The organism is Amycolatopsis sp. NPDC114503, assembly GCF_055633655.1.
Genome location: NZ_JBVKDT010000021.1, coordinates 35540 through 56613 on the forward strand (window position 1 = coordinate 35540; position 21074 = coordinate 56613).

The following is a 21074-nucleotide window of genomic DNA, read 5'->3' on the forward strand; positions in this document are numbered from 1 at the left end:
TCATGCAAGCCGACTTCTCGCGCCGCACCTTCGACTCGCTGAAGCATTTCTCCGCGGTGCTGGCGCAGCAGGGCCGGGTCCAGCTCGACGCGGACGCGAACGAGCAGGCCGCGATCCTGCTGTACCAGCTCCGGACCACGGTGGCCGATCTGCTCGGCCAGTCCGCCGCGCCCGCCGGGGCGCACGGGTTCCGGATCGACCCGCACCAGGACCACTCGAAAATTGACGACCTGAGCATCTCGGCCGGCCGGCTATACGTCGACGGACTGCTGGTCGAGAACGACCAGGCCACGACCTATTGGACCCAACCCGAGGGCTACCTCGACCCGGAGAAGGACGAACTCCCCGAGACCGGGCCGTTCGTGGTGTACCTGCGGGTGTGGGAACGGCTGATCACCGCGGTGCAGGACCCGGCGATCCGCGAGATCGCGCTCGGCGACCCCGGTCCGGACACCGCGGCGCGGGCCAAAGTTGTCTGGCAGGTGGCCTGGTGCGCGGGAACGACCGTCGACGATTTCGAGACCTTCCGGAAATCCCTGAACCCGGAACCCGGCCTTCTCTCCGCCCAAGCGAAACATCCGGGCGACACCGATGCCTGTCACCTGCCGCCGGAAGCGCGGTTCCGCGGTCAGGAGAACCAGCTGTACCGCGTCGAGGTGCACACCGGTGGTCGCGGATGGACGGATTCCTCGCCCACCAAGGGTTTCGGTCGAACGCTGCACGGTGCGACTTTCAAATGGTCGCGGGAGAACGCGTCGGTGGTGTTCCCGATCGTCTCGGTGTCCGGAGCGACGGTGACCCTCGGCACGCTGGGCCGGGACAGCAAACTGGACCTGGACGTCGGCGACTGGGTCGAACTGCTCGACGACGCGGCCGCCACCCGCGTCGCGGACGACCTCCCCGCGGAGGACCGGCCCGAATCCGCGCCCGCACTGCGGAAAGTCGTGGCGATCGACCCGGCGGACCGGCTGGTCACGCTGGACGACGAACTCGACGGACGCTGCGGCCCCGGCTCCGACGCGGACCTGCATCCGTTCCTGCGCCGCTGGGACCATCTCGCCCCGGACGACAGCGAGGACGGCGCGGTGCCGCTGGTCGAGAACACCTGGATCGACCTGGAGGACGGCGTCCAGGTCCGGTTCGAGGCCCCGCCGAGATCGTCGGCGGAGGTCCCGGCCGGTCAGCCGGGCACCTATCGGCGCGGCGACTTCTGGCAGATCCCGGCCCGCACGGTGACCGGAGACGTCGAATGGCCTCGCGACGACGACGGCCCGCGTCCGATGCCGCCGCACGGGGTCGAATACCGCTACGCGGTGCTGGGCGTGCTCGACGGGGACGGCAAGGTGAGCCATCCGCCGGACGCCTTCGAACCGCTCTTCCGGCCGGGACCGAATCCCGTCGCGCCCGCACCTCCTGCGGAGGCCCCGAAGAAGGTGGCCGAGATCGATGCGCCGCCGGTCGCGCATCCGACTGATTCGGTGGTGTTCGCGGCGGAGAAATCAGCCGGTGCGACCGCGGCCTCCGGCTCGGCGGCGCTCCAGCCGAAGGCGAGCCCGGCTCCTGCGGCGAAGACCGCCGGGGCGGGCGGGAACGGCGGTTCGTCCACGCCCTCGCCGGGGATCAGCTCGGCGTTGCCGCATCCGGCCGAAACGTCGTTCGACGTCCCGGAACCGGCCGATCCCGTCGAGTCGCCCACGGTGGATCTCACCCCGGCATCGGCCGATTCCGTCGACCCGCTCGCTGCGGATCTCGCCACGGAACCGGCCGAACCTGAGCCCCCGGCCACCACCGAGCCGTCCGCGCCCCCGACCACACCCGCCACCGAGCCGGAGGAACCAGCCATGCCGCAACAGACCACCCAACCGACCACGCAACTCGGCGACCACTTCACCTCCTGGCTGCGCACCGTCGTCCCCGGCCTGTGGTCGGCGCTCGTCGCGTGGCTCGTCTCGCTCGGCCTGCCCGCTTCGGTGACCGACGCGGTGGCCGGGCTCGGCAACCAGGTGATCGTCCCGGTCGTGCTGGCCATCGTGTACGCGTTGCTGCGTCAGCTCGAACCGCAGATGCCGCCGTGGCTCACGCGGATCCTGCTCGGCTCCAACCGGCCGCCGAGCTACGCCGAAACCGGGGCGGACCACCATGCGCTGGGCTGACTATTCCGAGGGGCCGCCGAGCCCGTCGGCGCTCAAGGCGGCCGGTTTCGACGGCGTGATCCGCTACGCCGGGCTGGGCCGCGGCACGAAACGGCTCACCGGCACCGAATACCGGACTCTCGTCGGCGGCGGGATGACCGTCGCACTGGTCATCGAACTGGGCACCGACGACGCGTGGGGAAGCGGGAACGACGACGACTTCGCGCGCGGTGTCGCGTTCGGGCAGGCGGGCCTCGCCGACGCGCGCGGCATGGGCGTCCCGGACTCCGCGCTGATGGCCTGCGCCGCCGACGCCCACGCGGCGGCCTACCAGCTCGACGACGTCGTGCGGTTCGCGAACGGGTTCGCCAGCGTGGTCGGCCGGAACCGGGCCGGGTTTTACGGGTTTTCCGAGACGCTGCGCGCGGTGCACGACGCCGGGGCCGTGTCCTGGTACTGGCGCTGCGGTTCGCAGCCCACGGCCGCGGAGAAGACCTGGACCCATCTGTGGCAGCGCAACGACGGCAAGGTCAAGGTCGACCGGATCACGTGCGACATCGACGAGCAATACATCCCGCTTCCCGGCGGCGGCGGCGCCGGGCCCGCCCCCGGCAATGACGAGGAGACTCTGATGCTGATTCCCGCAGCCCCGAACGGCGACCACTTCTACATTCCGCTCGCCGGCCGTCCGCCGTATCTGTATCTGTTCGCCGGATACGGCGACACCATCGAGATCAAGCAGATGGACTTCGTGCGCTCGACCAAGGAAGGCACCCAGGGCGACTTCGTGCCGGGCGCGCAGATCCGGAACTTCACGTTCCTCTCCGACCGGCCCGGCCCGCTGGACCTGCGCAGCGCGGCCGCGGCCGGGGCCATCGGCATCTCGATCTGGTACCAGGCCAAGCATTCCTTCACCGCGTACGTGGGCTAAGGCTCAGCCAGACAGCTGGGCTCCGTCCGGGAAGTCGGTAGACCGGCTCAGCTCGGCCCACTCCTCGATCTCCTTGTCGACCGCCGCGCGGCCATTCGCGACGAGACGCAGCGCGTCCGAGCCGAGGACCAAGTGCGCGGGCGGGTTCGGGACGTCGAGGATGCGCAGCACGGCCTCCGCGGCCTTCCGCGGGTCGCCGAGCTGGTTGCCGCTGGCGGCGAGGCGGTGTTCCCGGATGGGGTTCATGACCTGGTCGTAGTCCGGCACGGAACGGTCGGTGCGGACCATCGACCGGCCCGCCCAGTCGGTGCGGAACGATCCCGGCGCGATCGCGGTGACGTGCACGCCGAACGGCGCGACCTCCTTGCCGACGGTTTCGAGGATGCCTTCCACGGCGTACTTGCTGCCTTGATAGAAGGACGTGCCCGGCACGGTGATCAGCCCGGCCATCGACGTGACGCCGAGGATGTGCCCGCGCCGCCGCTGTCGCAGATATGGCAACACTGCCTTCACGGTCGCGACGACGCCGAACACGTTCACCTCGAACTGTGCCCGCAGCTCCGCCATCGTCGACTCTTCGAAGACGCCCTCGTGGCCGTACCCGGCGTTGGCGATGACGACGTCGATCGGGCCGACCTCGGCCTCGATCTCGTCGACGGTCCGGAACACGGCGTCGTCGTCGGTGACATCGAGGAGGCGCGCGAGGGATTTCCCCGGCTGGAGCTGCTCGAACTCCGAAGCGTCGGCCTGCTTGCGGACGGTGCCGACGACGGTGTGGCCGGCTTGGAGCGCGGCTTCGGCGAACGCGCGGCCGAGGCCGGAGCTGGCGCCGGTGATCAGGAAGATCTTGGTCATGAAGCCGACTCTACACCGTGTTGAGAAAAATCTGCACTGCGTCAAAAATAGTCGGCGTGATAGAACGTGCAGGTGGAAGAGCGAGACATCCGCCCGCGTCGCCGGACGGCTCCGACCAAGGGAGACCTGCGCGAACGCGCGATTCTCGACGCGGCGGAGCAGCAGCTGAACTCGACGGGCGGATCGTGCATGACCGTCGCGACGATCGCGCAGGAGGCCGGGATCACCCGGGGCGCGCTCTACTTCTACTTCGGGTCCAAGAACGAGGTGCTCGCCGCGCTGGTCGAGCGGACGGTGACCAAGCTGCGCACCGAGGTCGACGCAGTGGACGCGGCCGCCGCGGCTCCCGGCGACGCGGTCCGGCAGGGGATCGAGCAGACCGCGCGGATGTGGCGCGAGCACGGCACGGTGATGCGCACGGCTGTCGAACTGTCGCCGTCGGTTCCGGCGATCGACCAGGCGTGGCGTTCCGCGGTGGTCGCGCTCGCCGACACCATGCGCGGTGTCGCCGAGCGCGCCGGACTGCCGTCCGGAACCGCGGCGGAGGTCGCCGCGGCGCTGGTCTGGATGACCGAACGCGTCTTCTACCAGGCGTTTGTCGCCGGCAGCTCGCTGGACGACGCGGCGGCGACGCTGACTCGGGTGTGGCTGGCGGCGCTCGGCCTCACGACCTAGCCCACCGCGATGGCGACTTTGCCGCGCGGACGTCCGCCAGCGGAACCGCCTTCCACCAAGGCGTGCGCCTTCGCGATGTCGGACAGCGGCAGCACGGCCCCGATCACCGGCCGGAGTTTGCCCAGGTCGACCAGGCGGCCGAGGGACTCGAGCTTCGTGCGCCCGGGGCTGACGAACAGGAAGTGGTAGGTCGCGTTGACGCCCCACGCGGCGAGCAGGTTCTGCGGTTCGGGGATGTCCACGATGGACGCAACGCGACCGCGATCGGCGAGTACCTCCGGGCTGCGAGTCAGGGTGTCGCCGCCCACCGTGTCCAGTACGACGTCCACCGCGCGGGCCTGCGGCACGTAGTCCCCGGCGGAGAAGTCGATCGCGACGTGCGCGCCCAGTCCGGTGACGAACTCGTGGTCCTTCGCCCGCGCGGTGGTCACCACCTCGGCTCCCAGCGCGTTGGCGAGCTGCACGGCGACCGAACCGACCCCGCCCGCCCCGCCGTGCACCAGGACCCGTTCCCCGGCCCGCACTCCGGCGCGTTCGACCAGCGCCTCCCACGCTGTCACGCCCACGAGCGCGAGACCGGCGGCCTCGACGTGCGACAACCCCTCGGGCTTGCGGGCGACCAGGGCCTGGTCGACCACGTGGAACTCGGCGTACGTGCCCGGCCCGGCGAACACCGGCGCCAGGTACCAAACGTCCTCGCCCGGCTGGAAGTCGTCCGCCCCGGGGCCGGTCTCGACCACCACGCCGGACACGTCGTTGCCGATCACCGCGGGCAGCGCGACCTGGTCCTGGTAGTCGCCGCGCCGGGTCTGCAGGTCGAGCGGGTTCACGGACGTGGCCTCCACGCGTACCAGCACCTGTCCGGGTCCGGGAACGGGTCTTGGCAGCTCACGGGCGGCGAACGCGGCGTCCGCGGCCCCGAAGCGGACGAGTTCCGCCACGCGCATCGAAGTCGGCATGCGGCCAACATAGATCTACATATCGCGAATTGTCAATATGAAAGTGCGCGTTAGGATCGTCCGGTGTTCTCGGAGGCGGAGTTGCTGGCGGTGTTCCGAGCCCTGTCCAACCCGACCCGCCGCCAGATGCTGGTCTGGCTCAAGGATCCGATGAGCTTCCCCGGTCAGGAGCGCGAAGACGTCGAGATCGGCGTCTGCGTGACCGACATCCAGCAGCGCGTGGGCCTCGGCCAGTCGACCACTTCGCAGTACCTCGCGATGCTGCGGCAGGCGGGGCTGGTCGTCGCCACCCGGCGGGGCAAGTGGACCTACTACCGCCGCGACGAGGCGAACATCGCCCTCCTCCTGGAGACCCTGCGCGACGTGTTCTAGGCCGGGGTTGCGAGGCCCGCCGAGGTCCTGCCCGCACGGACCAGGCGGGGGCGACATTGGGGCAACTATGGCTTTCCGCGGAACTTCCGAGCAACGTCATTCGGTGCTTCACGTCTTTGGGGTTAGAGATTCGCCAAAGACACGGGGAGCGCACAATGGGATTCACCGCGATGAAGTCGATGAAGCTGGTCATGGTCGGCGGGGCGGTCGCCGCGACCGCGTTGCTTTCCGCGTGCAGCGGAAACAATGTCGACGGAAATGGTTCCGCGGCGAAGAGCATTTCCGACGCGGCGGCGGTCAAGCAGGGCCCGCAGGGCGGTTCGGCCGGTGCGGCGGGCACCGCGGCCACGTCGAACGGCGACGTCAACTGCAGCAAGCTCGGCGGGCAGGTCGGCCCGGCCGGCGGCAAGCAAATGGATCTGATCGCGGTGCAGAGCACCAACGGAAGCATTCCCGGCTGCACCGAAGCGTTCACTGTGATGACGAAGTACTACGAATTGGCGCCGTCGCAGGGCGAGGGCCCCGGCCACCGTGTTCTCGGAATTGAAGGACACTGGGACTGCGCATTGGGTGCGGAAGAAGAATTCACCCAGGGCGTCGTGAACTGCGGCAAGGACGGTGGCAGCGAGTTCATGATCAAGACCGCGCCGACCGCGGGCAAGGGCTCCGGCGAGCAGCCCGCCGCCCCGACGCGCCGCTTCCCGAACACGACGCAGACCGTGCAGTTCACCGGCTTCGACCGTTCGGTCAACATGGCCCAGTTCCAGCTGATCACCTGGAAGAAGGGCGGCGCGGACAACGGGCACTTCGTGCCGGTTCCCGGCGACGGCAAGACCTACCGGCTGCCGGTGAGCAAGACCGCGCAGGTGTTCGGCGCGGCCGAACTGTGCCCGGGCGGCGACGTGGCCATCGACCAGCAGGGCCGCGGCACGAACCCGTGCACCGAGCAGGCGCTGATGGAGGCCCTGGCCGGCCCGACCCCGCCGCTCGCCGAGATCCACGTCGACAAGAACGACAACATCGACGTCGCCAAGGAGCTCTACCGCCCCTGAGCGGAGAACAGGAACCGGCGGCCGGGGTATCGCACCCCGGCCGCCGGTTCGCGTTAGGCGTCGACTTTCTGTTGCGCGGCATCGAAACTGCGCAACGCGGCACCGACGGCAGCGGCGACGGTGATCTCGTAGACCTCGTCTTCCTGGTATTTCGCGGCCAGCTCGGCGAAATCAGCGTCGGTGAGCCGGTAGGACGCGTCGCGGACCTTCGTCGCGAACGGCTGCAACGGCGCGGGCAGGCCGTCGCCGCTCGCCGCCGCGCGGCGAAGCGCCTGATCGGTCACGGCGGGCGCGGTGAACACCGAATACCGCATGTTCTCCACCGGGTCCTCGTGCGTGTCCGCCGGACCGCCGGCGAGCAGGAAGCCCGGGAACCGGTACCCGAATTTGTGCAGGGCACGGGTTCCGCTCTCCAGCTGACCTTCGCGGAGCACGAAACCGAATGCGTTCGCGAGCCGGTTCACGACGTTCCACACCAGATTCACCCGCAGCGCCTCGCGAATCGCCGCCGGCGGAAGATCCGGCAGCACGATCTGCTCCGGGTTCAGCGTGACGGTCTCCAGGAACGCCCGAATGGCGCGCACTTCGGGCCGCGCCGCGTCCGGCCGCGACGGGTCGATCTCACCGGTTCCGGCGATCCGGGTCAGCTCCGCGTGCGAGTCGACGCAGAACGGGCACTCGTGCAGCAACGCCGTTGACATGGCGAGGAATTCGCGTTCGCCTGCCGTCCAATACGACGGGCCGCGCATCGCCGGAACGGTGATGTCCAGCAGCGGCCGGGTGAGGAAACCGGGACGGTACAGCAGCATTTTCACGATGTCCGGCGGCTGTTTCGAGGTGATCGACAGGAACAGCTTGGCCCGCAGGCGATGTCCGTTGTCGAGAATGGACAGTCTCATCAGGACTCCAAAGTGGCTAAGCGGCCCGCGAGGAATCGCCGGTCGGCTGGGTTGACGGCGAGTTCGTGCGCGCGCCGGTACGCGGCCATCGCGTCGGCGGTACGGCCGAGGCGGCGGAGCAGATCGGCGCGCGCGGCGTGCAGTAGGTGGTACCGGTCAAGGCCTTCGATGCCGTCGATGAGCGCTAGGCCCTCTGCCGGGCTGGTGGCCATGGCGACCGCGACGGCGTGGTTCAACGCGATCACCGGCGACGGATTCGTTTCGTGCAATCGTTGATACAGCCCGGCGATCGCCGCCCAGTCGGTGTCCGCCGCGGAACGCGCCTGAGCGTGCTGAACGGCGATCGCGGCCTGCAGCTGATACGGCCCCGCCATCCCGAACCGCAGCGCACGGTCCAGCAGTCCGATCGCCTCGGCGATTTCGCTGTGGTCCCAACGGCTTCGGTCCTGGTCTTCGAGCAACACCACGTCGCCGCCGGGCGTGTACCGGGCGGCGGCGCGCGAATCGTGCACGAGCAGCAGCGAAACCAGGCCGAGCGCTTCCGGTTCGTCCGGCATGAGCGTCGCGACCAGCTTCGCCAGCCGGATCGCTTCCTGCCGCAGCTCCCGATGCTCCGGCGAGGTGTAGCCTTGAGTGAAGATCAAGTACAGCACCGCCAATACCCCGGACAGCCGCTCGGACAGCAGATGATCGGGCGGGACCGCGAGGCTGATCCCAGCGTCGCGGATCTTGCGTTTGGCCCGCACCAGCCGCTGCGCCAGCGTCGCCTCGCTGACCAGGAACGTCCGCGCGATCTGCCCGGCGGTCAGCCCGGCCACCGCCTGCAGCGTCAACGCGACGCGCGCTTCCTCGGCGAGCGCGGGGTGACAGCAGGTGAAGACGAGGCTGAGCCGTTCGTCGCCGATCTCGAGCAGGCGCTTCTCGGCCGGTGCCGCGCTCGTGGTCTCTTCGAGCTGCGCGAGCTTCTCCTGGCCGCGGCGGGCGCGCCGGAGCCGGTCGATCGCGCTGTTGCGGGCGGCGGTCAGCAGCCACGCCACGGGGTCGTCCGGCGGCTCGTCGCCCCAGTTGCGCAGGGCGAGCGCGCACGCGTCCTGCAGCGCGTCCTCGGCGAGCTCGAAGTCGCCGAGGACGCGGACCAGCGCCGCGAGCATCCGGGCCCGGTGCTCGCGGTAGGCCTCTCGCAGCAACGCCGAGGTCATGCCTGGTGGGACAGCCCAGGCACGCCGGCGACCGGCCGCACCTCGACGGTGCCGACCTCGGCCATCGGGCACAGCGCGGCGAGCTCGAGGGCTTCGTCGAGATCGCGGCAGTCGAGGACGTAAACGCCGCCGAGATGCTCGTGGGTCTCCAGGAACGGCCCGTCGGTGATCAGCGTCTTCCCCTCGCGGACGCTGACCGTGGTCGCGGTGTGCTCGCCCTGAAGAGGATGCCCGGACACGAACACCCCGCGCCGGCGGCATTCGTCGGCGAACGCGTTCACCCTGGCCAGCGCGTCCGGGAAGGCCGGATCGCCCGGTTCGGGACGGTCGCAGTTGTAGATCACCAGCAGGTACAGCATGTGTCCTCCGAGAGCCGGTCCGGCGTCGTCGTAATGGAAGACGAATGAGTCGACCGTAACTCGACAGCGCGGACCGGGCTTCCCGGAAAAACGGAGAACGGCGGGCCCGGGGGAGCCCGCCGTTCTCTTCAGGAGGGGGTCAGCCCTTCTGCCACAACGCTGGCGCGTTGGGCGGTTCCCAGCCCTGCTGGGCGGTGTGGCCCTGCAGGCACACGTAGCCGACCCCGTTGAACGTGACGCGCGTACCGGCGGTGTACGCCTTGCCGGTGGCCCAGGACGTCCCGCCCGGCTGGCCGGTCGGAGGTCCCGTGGTCGGTCCGCCGGTCGGCGTCTGCGCGACGTTCAGCACGAAGTCGAACGCCGCCTCCTTGGCGTTGTTCGGGGCGTCGCGGACCGTCATGAGCAGCCGCGGGTCGAAAATGGTGTCGGTGTTGTTCCGCGGCTCGCCCGGGAAGTACAGCTGCGTCGTCAGGATCGGCTCGTTGGGGGCCTGCACCTTGACGTGGATGTGCCGCGTCCGGCCGGGGTAGAGGCCGGGCACGATCGTGGTCAGCTTGAACTCGCCGAGGTCGCTCGTGTACTGGTGGCCGCGGAAGTTGTAGCCGACGTTGTCGTACGCGCCGTTGTCGTCCGCCTGCCAGAAGTCCAGCAGCGCGCGGCCGATCGGCTGGCAGGCCGTTCCGAAGACGTACCCGCTCACGGTCAGCCGCGTGCCCTGGGTGTTCCCGTCGACGAGCACGCTGCGCTCGGGCGAGCCCGGCGTGAAGTACGGGCCTTCGGTCTGGTCGATCGTCGGCTCGTCGCCGTCGTGGCAGTACGGGGTCGGCTCGACCTTCTGCCCGCCCGCGAAATTCGTGCGGGCCAGCGCGGGACCGCCGACGAGCGCGACCGGCGCGGCGACTCCGGCGGCCAGCGCGGCTTTCAACACTGTTTTGCGGCTGAACTTCCTGTCTTCGTTCATGCCTGCTCCTCGGTGGGGGCTCGGGATTCCCCTCGACCGTAGGGAGAAGATCAGCCCGCAGCGATGGACGGAGTCATGCAGTCGTGGTGAATCTTCGGGGCGGTGTCGCCGGTGCGGCGGAATCCGCCGGGGCTCAAGCCGGTTTCACGCCGAAAGAACCGACAAAAGTAGGCTGGATCGGCGAATCCGACGCGACTCGCCACCTGCCGCACGGACAGATTCGTCCGCAGCAGGAACCGTTTCGCCTCCTGGGTTCGCGCCTCGCGCACCAATTCCGCCGCGGTACGCCCGGTTGCCGCCTTGACGGCCTCGGTGAGGTAGCCGGGAGTGACGCCGAGCCGTTCGGCGTGCGCGCGCACCGACCACAGTCCCAGCTCGGATTTTTCCGCCTGCTGCGCGAATTCCGCCGCTACCGCGCGGGCACGGACGGGGGCGGGCGCCGGCGGAATGCCGGGAAGCCTTCCGGCGCGCACGATCAGCACGTGCAGCAGCGCGCGCAGCACGGATTCGCCGTCCTCGCCGCCTCGGCGGAATTCCTCCTCGAGTTCGGCGATCAGCCGCGCGGTCCGGTCGTGCTCGGTCCCGTCCAGCCGCAGCCACGGCCGTTCGCGCAGCCTGCGCAGGGTTTCGCGGTCGGCCGGATGGTCGAAAAGGAAGTCGTCGGTGAACAGCACGACCGATCCGGTGAGCCCGCTCGCCTCCCAATGGTGCACCTGGCCCGGCGTGACGACGCCGAGGTGCGGCGGGCTCAGCTCCCACCGCGTCAGGTCGACGACGTGCGCGCCGGTCCCGCCGGTGACGAGCACGATTTCGTAGAATGTGTGCCGGTGCGGGAATTCCGCCCGCGACAACGGTCCCACCGCGTCGAAAGAGCCGACCGCGAACGGCACCGCGTCGGGCGCGGGCACCTCAAGCCGGTGCAGCGGAAGTTCACCGGTTTTGACCGGTCTGCAGCACATTCCCGGGGGCACCGTCGTCCCACGCATCAGTCCGTCCTTTTCGCCGGTTTCGGAACGAAAAGTCTAGACCAATTCGCGGGCGGATGCCTCCGACGGAAGTATCAGTAACTCGGTGGAGTGACGCTGACGAGGAACCGGGCGGTGGTCCGGCCGTCGTTGCGGAAGCGGTGCGGGATCGCCGAATCGAAGTGACAGCTGTCGCCGGTCTTGAGCACGTGCGTCTGCTCGCCGACCTGGACGGTCAGCCGTCCGGCGATCACCACCACGCATTCCTCGGACGGATGCGAGCGCAGTTCGTCGGACGAGACGCCGCCGGGTTCGAGCACGCCTTCGAGCACTTCGAGCTTCGCGCCGCCCGGCGACGCGCGGGTGTAGGTGATCGCGTGGTGCGGCGAGGAGATCCGATATCGGTCGTCGTGCCGGATCACCGCGACGGTTTCCTCGTCCGGCTCCTGGAACAGGCTGAACAGCGGGACGTCGAGCACCTCGGCGATGCGCCGCATGGTTTCCAGGCTCGGGTCGGTCACGCCCCGCTCGACCTGGCTGATCAAGCCGGTCGACACTCCCGCCTGGTCGGCAAGCTGGCGCACGGTCAGCCCGCGCAGGGTGCGGAACTCGCGGATCCTCGTCACGGTCACCCGATCATTATCGTCAAACGGCGCTCCGGCGCAGGTCACCGGCCTCCGCGGGGGCCGGTGAGCGGTCCCCGGCCCCGACGTCGACCGCGGTCTGAGACGGCGGCCGGGTCACCAGGCTGACCGCCACCGTCACGATCAAGTTGACGACGAGCGCCGGCAGTCCGACGACGGTTCCGGGCGGCATGGTGTGCGCGACGAGCGAGCCCAGCGCGGGCACGCTGACGATCAGCCCGCCGCACAACGCACCCGCCGCCAGCCCGGGCGCGGTGACCCGGTGCCACAGCATCGAGAGGAACAGCGCGGGGGCCAGCTGTCCGACGGCGCTGTACACGCTCGTCATGATGCTCAACAGCTTTTCGTTGCTGTGCGCGACAAGAAGTACGGAAAGCGCAGTGAAAACAAGAACTCCCATGCGCATCGCAGTCAGCGACGAGGCCCATTTCGTCGAGCGCGCCCCGAGCACGTTGCGGGTGAAGAGACTGCTGGCCGCGAGGACAAGCACGGCGGTCGGCACGAGCGCGACGAGAATGCCCGCGCCGCCGAGTAACCCGATGACCCATTCCGGATACTTCTCGCGCACGAAAATCAGCAGCGACGCGTTGGCCTGCTTGTCGGTCAGCTTCGGCAGCGCGAGCACCGCGGCGAGCGCGATCATCACGATCAGGACGTAGAACAGCGAATACAGCGGCTGGATCACCTGATTGCGACGGATCGTCGCGACGTCCTTCGCGCTGTAGGACACCTGGAACATGTGCGGCAGCGCGAACGAGCCCAGCGGCGTGAGCAGCAGGAAGCTCATCCACCACCAGGTGTTCGTCGCGGTCGACCCGTGAAGGCCGGGCAGGGTCGCGCCGCTCGGATGCGCTTGTTTCATCGCGTCGAACACGCCAAGCGGACCGCTCACGCCGGCCGCGTTCGCCGCGCCGATCGCGACCACGAGCAGAATCGCGATCAGCAGCACGTCCTTGACGATCGCGGTGAACGCGGCTCCGCGCATCCCGCCGACCAGCACGAACCCGGCGACCAGCGCCCCGCCGGCGATGACGTAGACCAGCGACGGGACTTCCCCGCCGAACAGGCTCGCCAGGATCAGGCTCAGCCCGGTCAGCTGGACCTGGGCGTACAGCAGCAGTGCGACGATGCCGAAGACGGCGACCAGCCCGCCGAACCAGCGGGCTTCGAAGCGGGTGGTGAAGTAGTCGGCCATGGTGACCAGGCCGTGCTGCTTGCCCGCGCGCCAGATCCTGGGCACCACCCAGTAGCCGACCGCCGCGGTCAGCACGACCGTGCCGAGGACGTAGAACCCGGGCGCGCCGTTGCTGAACACGCCTTGCGAGGCGCCGAGCAGCGCGAACGTGGTGAACGTTTCGCCGACCAGCAGGAACCAGAACAGCCAGGTGCCGAACCGGCGTCCGCCGACGGACCATTCCTGCAGATTCATCGTCCGGCCGCGCGCGGCGGCGACGGTGCCCCAGACGATCGAGCCGACCGCGATGACGAGAGCGAGCGCCAGTGCCATCGCGCTACACCTGGTCCAGGTCGCCGCGGCGGCGGTCGATCGCGTAGACGAGACCGATCGCGCCGGAGCCGATCAGGACGCCCGCGGTCATCCACACCAGCAGGAACGGGATCGAGCCGAAGGCGTAGTCGATCCGGTTGACGAGGGGAATCGCCGCGACGCACCACACGAACGGGACGATGAGCAGAAGCCAATGCCAGCGGCGGTTGGCGGTCCGGGCCATGATCGCTCCTCAGCTACCCACGTCTCTGTGTTCAGCCTGAGTGAATGTGCATCAGTGTGAGCGATGACTTGTGTCGCGTCAATGACGACGATCGGGTGGACGCAAGAGAGGGTTGCGCAGTGGAAGTGCTGGCTGTTCACTGTGGCTGACGAAAGCTCTCGCGGAATACCGGAGGCAGACATGATTTTCACCGCCGCGCGGCTGCTGACCGACGCGTCCGCCTCAGTGATCCACGACGCCGCCGTAGCCGTCGCGGACCGCGTGATTGTCTATGCCGGGCCAAGGAATTCCGCCCCCGCCGGCGAGGTGACTGACCTCGGCGACGTCACCCTGATGCCCGGATTGATCGACTGTCACGTCCACCTCTGCCAGGACCCAGGTGCCGGCGAGGTCACCCTGGAAATGTCCGTCGACGACGAGGCGCTGACCCGCCGGATGATCGCCAACGCGCACCGGTTGCTGGACGCTGGCGTCACCACCGCGCGCGATCTGGGCGCACCCGGCACCCTGGGCACCCGCGTGCGGGATTTCCTTGCCGTCACACCGGAAGCCACCCCGCGAATGCTCGCCGCGAACGCTCCGATCACCGTCACCGGCGGCCATGCCGCGTCGATGGGCGGGATCGCGGACGGCGTCGACCAGGTCCGCACGATGGTCAAACAACACGCTGACGACGGCGTCGACCTGATCAAAGTCATGACCACCGGCGGCTTCATGACCCCCGGCAGCCATCCGTCCGAAGCGCGCTACACGGTGGATGAGCTCACTGCCTTGGTGTCTGAAGCGCACTCGTGCGGATTGTCGGTCACGACGCACGCCTTGGGCGTCGAAGGCATCGAACGAGCGGTACTCGCCGGTGTCGACTGCATCGAGCATTGCGGCTGGGTCACCCGCACTGGCACGCAGTTCGACCCCCGGATCGCCGAGATGATCGTCGCGCGCGGAATCGCCGTCAGCCCGACGATGAACACTGCTTGCACCGCAGCGGATTACATGTGTCCGTGGGACGAACGCGACGCCGTCGTCGGCAACCTCCGCGCACTGATTTCCTTGGGTGCCAACATCGTCGCCGGAACCGATGCCGGAATCCCGTTAGTCCACTTCGAACGCTACGCGGACTGCCTGGACACCTTCGCCGAGGCCGGAATGACTCCCCGGCAAGCACTTGCCAGCGCCACCTCAATCGCCGCGCAAGTCTGCGGCCTGGCGGACGTAACCGGTCGAGTGGTTCCTGGCCTCCGCGCGGACCTCATCGCGGTAGCCGGCGACCCGACCGAGTCGTTGGCTTCCCTGCGCCACCCCCGTTTCGTCATGGCCGACGGTCTCCACCACGAAGTCCGCAGCACCGACTGGGGAACCGGCGACTCCTCGGCCAGGGACCGAATCCGCCGAAACCTCGAACAGGGAGCCGGGCGATGACAGACTGAAGGTCTGCTGCCTGGAGGGGGACCTGATGCTGTTCGACTGGACGCCAGAGGCGGTCGTCTTCGACTGTGACGGCCTGCTGATGGACACCGAACCCTGCTGGTCCGTCGCCGAAACCGAGCTGTTCGCCCGCCGTGGCCTCCCGTTCGGTCCGGAGCAGAAGGCGCTGGTCATCGGCAAATCAGTCGCCGCGGCCGCCGACACCATGGCCGAGGTGTTCGGCGAACCGGGCAACGGCCCCGCGATCGCGGACGAACTGCTGGCCATGGTGACCGAAGTGGTGTCCGCCAAGGCCGAAGCGATGCCCGGCGCCCACGAACTGGTCGAACTGGCCGCCGCCGCGGTACCGGTCGCAGTGGCCAGCAATTCGCCCCGCGCGCTCTTGGAAGCCGCACTGGCGCGAGGCGGTTTCGAGTTCCAGATCAGCGTGGCCGCCGACGAGGTCGCCGAGCCAAAGCCAGCGCCGGAGATCTACCTGACGTCCTGCGCCCGGCTGGGCGTGGCCCCGGCGTCGGCCCTCGCCTTCGAGGACTCGATGACCGGCCTGCGGTCCGCCCGCGCCGCTGGCGTGCCGGTGGTAGGCGTCCCGACGTTGCCCGGCACCGAATTCCCCGCCGACGTCGTGGTCCCGTCCCTGCGGGACGCGGAACTCCTGACCTGGATCAAGCGGTGGCGATGACCCCGCGTCCCGCGTGAAGACCCGCCCGTCTCGTGATTGACTGGCCGGCATGGCCATACTTCCGCATCCGGGTGCTCGGGGTCCGCAGTGACCTCCGAACCGGCTGCGGCCACCCGTCCGCGCAACCGCAAGCAGCTCATCGTCGAAGCGGCGGGCCGGGCCTTCAGCGAACGCGGCTACCACGCGGCGTCCATGGAAGAGATCGCCGCCGCCGTCGGAATCACCGCGGCGGCGCTGTACCGGCATTTCCCGAACAAGTACGCCCTGTTCACCGAATGCGCCAACGTGATGGCAGACCGACTGGTCGCCGCGCTGGACGCCGTCCCCGCTGACGCCCCCGCCGACGACGTCCTCCGCCCGCTGGCCCGCGTCACGGTCGCCCACCGCGAGTCCGGCGGCCTGTACCGCTGGGAGGCCCGCTACCTCGACCGAGCCGACCGCCGCGTCCTGAGCGCCAAGTTCGCCCGAGTCGTCGCGCGCGTGACAGACGTGGTGCAGCCGTCCCCGGACGCGGATCTCCGCGCCGTAGCCGCACTCGGCGCGATCGGCTCGATCACCATGCACCGCACGTCGATCGCCCACCACCGCGCCGAGAATCTGCTGACCGAATCCGCCCTGCGCCTAGCCATCGCAACGACCTCCGTGCCCGCGCCCTCGGTCTCGCTGCCCACCCAGCCCGTTCCGCGAACCCGCCGCGCGCAAATCCTCGCCGCAGCCGTCCCGCTGTTCGAACGCGACGGATTCGCCACCGTCACCAACGCCCGAATCGCCGAAGCCGTGGGCTTAGTGCCCTCAGCCCTCTACCGCCATTTCCCCAACAAAGCCGAAATCCTGGCGGCCGCCTGCCTGCAAGCCGCCGGACTCCTGTCGCAGGCGGTAGAACAAAACCTCCACGGCACCACCGGCGCGGAAGCCTTGCCCGTGCTAGCCGCGACCTACGTGGCGTACAGCTTCGAACACACCGCCCTGACCAACGTCGCCGCCGCCGAACTGGGCGGCCTTCCCGCCGCGTTGCAACGCCCGCTGAACCTCGCCCAACGCGAGCACATCGCCGTCTGGGAACAACAACTCCGCCTGGCCCGCCCGGATCTGGACGCGCACCAAGCCCGCGTGCTGGTGCACGCGGGCTTCGGCGCAGTCGTCGAAACCGGACGGCGGCTGCGATGGGAGGACACCCCCGGCCACCGCGCCGCCGTCACTGCCTTCCTGCTGAGTGCGCTGGGACTCTAAGCGCCCGGCCGATTCGCCGTCGGAAGCGTGATCGGCGTCTGCGTGGGTGACGTCCCATTGTTGAGGTACAGCATCGAAATGCCGCGCACGAACTGGTCGAAGAGGTAGAAACTGCCCGGCATGATCTTGGACGCCCCCTCCCGAAACGCTACATACGCCGGCCACTCGATCCGCACGAGCGCCGCCTGCGCGTAATCGCGGGGGAGCCCGAGCCAATCGCCCATCTGGTCATTGAGCAGATACCGCACCAGCTCGTTGACAAATCCGGAATCGAGCCCGAGCGTCGGCTTCTCGATGTACCCGAGCAATGTCTGCGCCAGGTTGACCCCTTCGTCGGTCGGCCCGAGCACCGGCCACAACATCTGCTGCGCCTGAGCTTCCGCGTCCGCCCAGGTCTGCGGAATGAACTGCTCCTGCACGCCGAGCAGATGCAGCGCGACCTGCCAGGCGTGCAGATCCGCGTCCTGCTCCGCGGCCGACAACGCGATGTTCCACTTGAGCATGTTGCTGCGCGCGAACGTCGCCACCGAATGGAAGGTCCGCAGAATATCGCCATTGCTGATCGGCTTGGGCTGATCCGCTCCGGCTTGGTACTTCGCGGAGGTCGGCAGCAAATTCCGCACCACGGCGTGCACGAGCCGAGTCTTGTTGGCCGTGACGACAAAATGCCCGTCCGGCGCCCAGGCTTTGGAATTATGCAGGTCGTAGCCGAACGTGAACGTCTTGGCCGCCCGCTGCTTCATGTCCGCGCCGCCGGCCGACCAGTAAACCGCCCGCGCCTCCCGCGGAATGACGGTGCTCATGATCCCGCTGCCCAGGGTCTCCGAGACGAACAGATAACTGCTCAACCGGGTGTAAAGCTTCTCCGAAGCGGCCAGCTTGGCCGGATCCGCCCACGACGGAAGCTTGTTGACCTGGCTCAGATACGCGACCAGATAATCCGGCATGCCCGCGGGCAACGGAGCGTTGTTGTCGATCCAGCCCTGCCAGGCCGTATTGACCGCGGGAATCTTGCCCTCGGCCAGCAATGCCTTCGCCACCGCGTCCGCAGTGTCGTCCCACACTTGGAACGGGTCAGCCCCCGTGCCGCTCCCGGCGATGGATCCCTTGCCCGACCACGCCCACGCGGTGCCGGTGGTGCCCGCCATGCCCGCGATGCCCAACGCCGCGCCGAGGGTCAGCACCTTCCTTCTGCTGAGATTCTCCATGTACTTGTCTGCCTCTCTGGTAGGCGTCGTTGCCATCCCATTACCGGCCAGGGGCTGCTCGCCGCCCTCTGTCGACAGTCTCGGAAGAAGTGATTTCTCATTAACATAACGGCGCCGGACGGCTGGTGGCAAGAGGTGTCGCCGCTCCGGATCAAGGAACTGATTCCGATCCCGTCGCGCGCACGCGGGGCGTCCGGGGCCAGCTGAGCGACGCGACCCCGGCGGCATGCGTGCCGCGGCGAATTGGCTGAGGCAAGATCTTTCGCCAGCGATTCACCGCGCCGGGAAAGGCGAGCGGCAGTGGCATCGCAAACAGTTCACGCGCTGCCAGGACCGCTGCCCGAGGAGCCGGTGCTCCGGATCCCGGTTGCCCGGGCCGAACCCGGCAGCTCGCCCGCCGCACCCGGTCGACGGCGAGCGAGCTGCCGAGTTCGGTCAGGCGCAACAGCCCTCGGGCTTGACGGCTTCGTCGGACGTGCAGCAAGAGGCGAGCGCGGCACTGTCGGAGCCATACGTCTGGGAATCCGCCTTGACCGTGTAGACCTCCCAAGGTTCCTGCCCGGGGCCGTGCACCCACACCTTGTCCTGCACGGCGTAGCAACAGGTGGTGTTGTCCTCGGTCAACGTCTCCAGACCCTCGCCGGTGAGGCGCTTGCTGGCTGCGTTGACCTCGTCCGTCGACTCGACCTCGACGCCGAGGTGATCCAGGACGGTGGCCTGGCCGGGCTCGCCTTCCAGCAGCACGAGCTTGAGCGCGGGCTCCGTGACGGCGAAGTTGGCGTAACCGGGCCGGAGCTTGGCCGGTTCGACGTCGAACAGCTTCGAGTAGAAGTCGATCGAACCGGCCAGGTCTCCGACCCGCAGGGCGAGCTGAACTCGGGACATCGGTCCTCCTTGAATAGATGATTGTCGAAACAAGCTGGGACCCAGATTGCTGTCTATATAGAGATCTGTCAAGATAGACGCATGTCGAAGCAACTGCCGCTGGCCGCGATGGACGCGTGCTGCTCCCCGTTGGCGCGCGAGCCGCTGACGGCCGACCAGGCCGTGGAGCTGTCGAAGCTGTTCAAGGCGATGTCCGACCCGGTGCGGTTGCGGTTGCTGTCGCTGATCGCGTCCCACGCCGGCGGGGAAGCGTGCGTCTGCGACCTGACCGACGCGTTCGACCTGACCGGTCCGACGATCTCCCATCACCTGAAGGTGCTGCGCGAATCCGGTCTGATCACCGGGGAACGGCGCGGCACCTGGGTCTACTACCGCGTCCACCCCGAGGTCCTGGCCCGGCTCTCGGCGGTGCTGGTCGCGGGCGGCACGGAGGCGCTGGCATGACGGCGGAAACCGGCGTCGTCGGCAAGCTGTCCACTTTGGACCGATTCCTTCCGGTGTGGATCGCCGCCGCGATGGTGCTCGGATTGCTGGCCGGCTGGTGGATTCCAGGCCTGGCCGGGGTCTTGAACGCGGTGTCCGTCGACGGGATCTCGTTGCCGATCGCCCTCGGGCTGCTCGTGATGATGTACCCGGTGCTGGCGAAAGTCCGCTACGACCGGCTCGGCGGCGTGACGGCCGACCGGCGGCTGCTGTGGCCGTCGCTGGTGCTGAACTGGCTGATCGGCCCGGCGCTGATGTTCGCGCTCGCCTGGCTTTTGCTGCCCGACCTGCCGGAATACCGGACCGGGCTGATCATCGTCGGCCTCGCCCGCTGCATCGCGATGGTGATCATCTGGAACGACCTGGCCTGCGGCGACCGGGAAGCCGCCGCCGTGCTGGTCGCGCTGAACTCGGTGTTCCAGGTCGTGATGTTCGGTGTCCTCGGCTGGTTCTACCTCGCCGTGCTGCCCGGCTGGCTCGGCCTGCCGCAAGCCGATCTGAGCGTTTCCGCGTGGCAGATCGCGAAGAGCGTGCTGGTGTTCCTGGGCATCCCGCTGCTCGCCGGGTATCTCTCGCGGAAGCTGGGGGAGCGCGCCAAGGGACGCACCTGGTACGAATCCCGATTCCTGCCGAAGATCGGCCCGGTCGCGCTGTACGGACTGCTGTTCACCATCGTGGTCCTGTTCGCGCTGCAAGGCGACCAAATCACCAGTCGCCCGCTCGACGTAGCCCGGATCGCGCTGCCGTTGTTGGTCTACTTCGGACTCATGTGGGCGGGCTCCTACGCGGTCGGCAAGGCGGTCGGCCTGTCGTACGAACGGACCACGACGCTGGCGTTCACCGCCGCGGGCAACAACTTCGAACTCGCTATCGCCGTCGCGATCGCCACTTTCGGTGCTACGAGCGGACAAGCTCTCGCGGGAGTCGTCGGGCCGCTCATCGAAGTCCCGGTCCTTGTCGGGCTGGTCTACGTGTCTCTCGCGCTTCGGCGTCGATTCGCAACTGCGGAGGTTTCGCCATGACAGTCCCCGAAGTGCTCTTCGTCTGCGTCCACAACGCCGGGCGCTCGCAGATGGCGGCCGGGCTGCTGCACCATCACGCGCGCGGCAAGGTCGTCGTCCGCTCTGCCGGATCCGCGCCGGCCGACACGCTCAACCCCGCCGTCGTCGCGGTCATGGCCGAACTCGGCATCGACCTGACCCGCGAATTTCCCAAGCCCTTGACCGCCGAAGCGGTCCGCGCCGCCGACGTCGTCATCACCATGGGTTGCGGCGACGCTTGCCCGGTGTTCCCTGGCAAGCGCTACCTCGACTGGAAACTCGACGACCCCGCAGGCCTTCCGGTCGACCAGATCCGCCCCATTCGAGACGAGATCGACCGGAGGGTCCGGGCTTTGCTCGCCGAACTAGCCGGCTGAGCCCTTCATCGTCT

At 68.7% G+C, this 21074-nt stretch carries 23 protein-coding genes; 11 read left to right on the forward strand and 12 right to left on the reverse strand.

The features are described from left to right. Positions 1-2 precede the first annotated feature (2 nt). Together ACZ7OI_RS46395 and ACZ7OI_RS46400 are read left to right on the forward strand one after the other, a co-directional pair. Positions 3-2153, forward strand: a complete 2151-nt coding sequence (locus ACZ7OI_RS46395) for a DUF6519 domain-containing protein (RefSeq protein WP_470270497.1) — start codon at positions 3-5, stop codon at positions 2151-2153. After that, positions 2140-3063, forward strand: a complete 924-nt coding sequence (locus ACZ7OI_RS46400) for a glycoside hydrolase domain-containing protein (protein WP_470270498.1) — start codon at positions 2140-2142, stop codon at positions 3061-3063. The genes ACZ7OI_RS46395 and ACZ7OI_RS46400 overlap by 14 nt, the downstream gene beginning before the upstream one ends. A 3-nt stretch (positions 3064-3066) precedes the next feature. Here ACZ7OI_RS46400 and ACZ7OI_RS46405 read toward each other — a convergent pair whose 3' ends face one another. Beyond that, entirely contained in the window at positions 3067-3918 is an 852-nt protein-coding gene (locus ACZ7OI_RS46405; protein WP_470270499.1) for an oxidoreductase, read from the reverse strand. A 72-nt stretch (positions 3919-3990) separates the two neighbouring features. Between ACZ7OI_RS46405 and ACZ7OI_RS46410 the strand changes: the two genes are divergently transcribed. Then, positions 3991-4593 (forward strand): TetR/AcrR family transcriptional regulator, encoded by a 603-nt coding sequence (locus ACZ7OI_RS46410; protein ID WP_470270500.1) that lies wholly within the window; start codon positions 3991-3993, stop codon positions 4591-4593. Here ACZ7OI_RS46410 and ACZ7OI_RS46415 read toward each other — a convergent pair. Continuing rightward, positions 4590-5552: a zinc-binding dehydrogenase gene (locus ACZ7OI_RS46415; protein ID WP_470270501.1), complete on the reverse strand. Its 963-nt coding sequence runs from the start codon at positions 5550-5552 to the stop codon at positions 4590-4592. The two genes, ACZ7OI_RS46410 and ACZ7OI_RS46415, sit on opposite strands and share 4 nt — an antisense overlap. A 63-nt stretch (positions 5553-5615) precedes the next feature. On the opposite strand from ACZ7OI_RS46415, the gene ACZ7OI_RS46420 reads away from it, so the two are divergent. Together ACZ7OI_RS46420 and ACZ7OI_RS46425 are read left to right on the forward strand one after the other, a co-directional pair. Continuing rightward, complete coding sequence (locus tag ACZ7OI_RS46420) at positions 5616-5924, forward strand: ArsR/SmtB family transcription factor (protein ID WP_470270502.1); 309 nt, start codon at positions 5616-5618, stop codon at positions 5922-5924. A 155-nt stretch (positions 5925-6079) separates the two neighbouring features. After that, positions 6080-6976 carry a hypothetical protein gene (locus ACZ7OI_RS46425; protein ID WP_470270503.1) on the forward strand — a complete coding sequence of 299 codons (897 nt, stop codon included), beginning with the start codon at positions 6080-6082 and terminating at the stop codon, positions 6974-6976. A 53-nt stretch (positions 6977-7029) separates the two neighbouring features. Here ACZ7OI_RS46425 and ACZ7OI_RS46430 read toward each other — a convergent pair whose 3' ends face one another. From ACZ7OI_RS46430 to ACZ7OI_RS46465, 8 genes are all read right to left on the reverse strand, one after another. Continuing rightward, the gene (locus ACZ7OI_RS46430) at positions 7030-7875 is read right to left on the reverse strand and encodes a carboxymuconolactone decarboxylase family protein (protein WP_470270504.1); all 846 of its coding nucleotides are present in this window, start codon (positions 7873-7875) and stop codon (positions 7030-7032) included. Then, on the reverse strand, positions 7875-9074 hold the full coding sequence (locus ACZ7OI_RS46435; RefSeq protein ID WP_470270505.1) for an RNA polymerase sigma factor: 1200 nt from the start codon (positions 9072-9074) through the stop codon (positions 7875-7877). Before ACZ7OI_RS46435 ends, ACZ7OI_RS46430 begins: the two co-directional genes overlap by 1 nt. After that, positions 9071-9433 (reverse strand): YciI family protein, encoded by a 363-nt coding sequence (locus tag ACZ7OI_RS46440; protein WP_354747874.1) that lies wholly within the window; start codon positions 9431-9433, stop codon positions 9071-9073. Before ACZ7OI_RS46440 ends, ACZ7OI_RS46435 begins: the two co-directional genes overlap by 4 nt. A gap of 139 nt (positions 9434-9572) precedes the next feature. Next, entirely contained in the window at positions 9573-10394 is an 822-nt protein-coding gene (locus tag ACZ7OI_RS46445; RefSeq protein WP_470270506.1) for a dioxygenase family protein, read from the reverse strand. 50 nt (positions 10395-10444) lie between these two features. Continuing rightward, positions 10445-11380, reverse strand: a complete 936-nt coding sequence (locus ACZ7OI_RS46450; protein WP_470270507.1) for a helix-turn-helix transcriptional regulator — start codon at positions 11378-11380, stop codon at positions 10445-10447. A gap of 74 nt (positions 11381-11454) precedes the next feature. Beyond that, positions 11455-11991 carry a helix-turn-helix domain-containing protein gene (locus ACZ7OI_RS46455; RefSeq protein ID WP_470270508.1) on the reverse strand — a complete coding sequence of 179 codons (537 nt, stop codon included), beginning with the start codon at positions 11989-11991 and terminating at the stop codon, positions 11455-11457. A gap of 13 nt (positions 11992-12004) precedes the next feature. Then, entirely contained in the window at positions 12005-13510 is a 1506-nt protein-coding gene (locus tag ACZ7OI_RS46460; RefSeq protein ID WP_470270509.1) for a sodium:solute symporter family protein, read from the reverse strand. A 4-nt stretch (positions 13511-13514) separates the two neighbouring features. Beyond that, complete coding sequence (locus ACZ7OI_RS46465) at positions 13515-13733, reverse strand: DUF3311 domain-containing protein (protein WP_470270510.1); 219 nt, start codon at positions 13731-13733, stop codon at positions 13515-13517. A 180-nt stretch (positions 13734-13913) separates the two neighbouring features. Here ACZ7OI_RS46465 and ACZ7OI_RS46470 point away from each other — a divergent pair, with 180 nt between their 5' ends. The 3 genes from ACZ7OI_RS46470 (at position 13914) to ACZ7OI_RS46480 (ending at position 17067) form a co-directional block, all read left to right on the forward strand. Beyond that, complete coding sequence (locus tag ACZ7OI_RS46470) at positions 13914-15152, forward strand: amidohydrolase family protein (RefSeq protein WP_470270511.1); 1239 nt, start codon at positions 13914-13916, stop codon at positions 15150-15152. Positions 15153-15186: 34 nt separating this feature from the next. Beyond that, the gene (locus ACZ7OI_RS46475) at positions 15187-15837 is read left to right on the forward strand and encodes an HAD family hydrolase (RefSeq protein WP_470270512.1); all 651 of its coding nucleotides are present in this window, start codon (positions 15187-15189) and stop codon (positions 15835-15837) included. An 87-nt stretch (positions 15838-15924) separates the two neighbouring features. Then, complete coding sequence (locus ACZ7OI_RS46480) at positions 15925-17067, forward strand: TetR/AcrR family transcriptional regulator (protein ID WP_470270513.1); 1143 nt, start codon at positions 15925-15927, stop codon at positions 17065-17067. Here ACZ7OI_RS46480 and ACZ7OI_RS46485 read toward each other — a convergent pair. Together ACZ7OI_RS46485 and ACZ7OI_RS46490 are read right to left on the reverse strand one after the other, a co-directional pair. Beyond that, positions 17064-18275, reverse strand: a complete 1212-nt coding sequence (locus ACZ7OI_RS46485; protein ID WP_470270514.1) for an oxygenase MpaB family protein — start codon at positions 18273-18275, stop codon at positions 17064-17066. The two genes, ACZ7OI_RS46480 and ACZ7OI_RS46485, sit on opposite strands and share 4 nt — an antisense overlap. Positions 18276-18710: 435 nt before the next feature. Continuing rightward, a complete protein-coding gene (locus ACZ7OI_RS46490; RefSeq protein WP_470270515.1) occupies positions 18711-19160 on the reverse strand; it encodes an ArsI/CadI family heavy metal resistance metalloenzyme in 450 nt (149 codons plus the stop codon). A gap of 81 nt (positions 19161-19241) precedes the next feature. On the opposite strand from ACZ7OI_RS46490, the gene ACZ7OI_RS46495 reads away from it, so the two are divergent. Genes ACZ7OI_RS46495 through ACZ7OI_RS46505 form a run of 3 tightly spaced genes read left to right on the forward strand, consistent with a single transcriptional unit; the run spans position 19242 to position 21060 of the window. Continuing rightward, the gene (locus tag ACZ7OI_RS46495) at positions 19242-19604 is read left to right on the forward strand and encodes an ArsR/SmtB family transcription factor (protein ID WP_470270516.1); all 363 of its coding nucleotides are present in this window, start codon (positions 19242-19244) and stop codon (positions 19602-19604) included. After that, complete coding sequence (gene arsB, locus ACZ7OI_RS46500; protein ID WP_470270517.1) at positions 19601-20665, forward strand: ACR3 family arsenite efflux transporter; 1065 nt, start codon at positions 19601-19603, stop codon at positions 20663-20665. The genes ACZ7OI_RS46495 and arsB overlap by 4 nt, the downstream gene beginning before the upstream one ends. Then, positions 20662-21060, forward strand: a complete 399-nt coding sequence (locus tag ACZ7OI_RS46505; protein ID WP_470270518.1) for an arsenate reductase ArsC — start codon at positions 20662-20664, stop codon at positions 21058-21060. The genes arsB and ACZ7OI_RS46505 overlap by 4 nt, the downstream gene beginning before the upstream one ends. Positions 21061-21074: the final 14 nt, after the last annotated feature.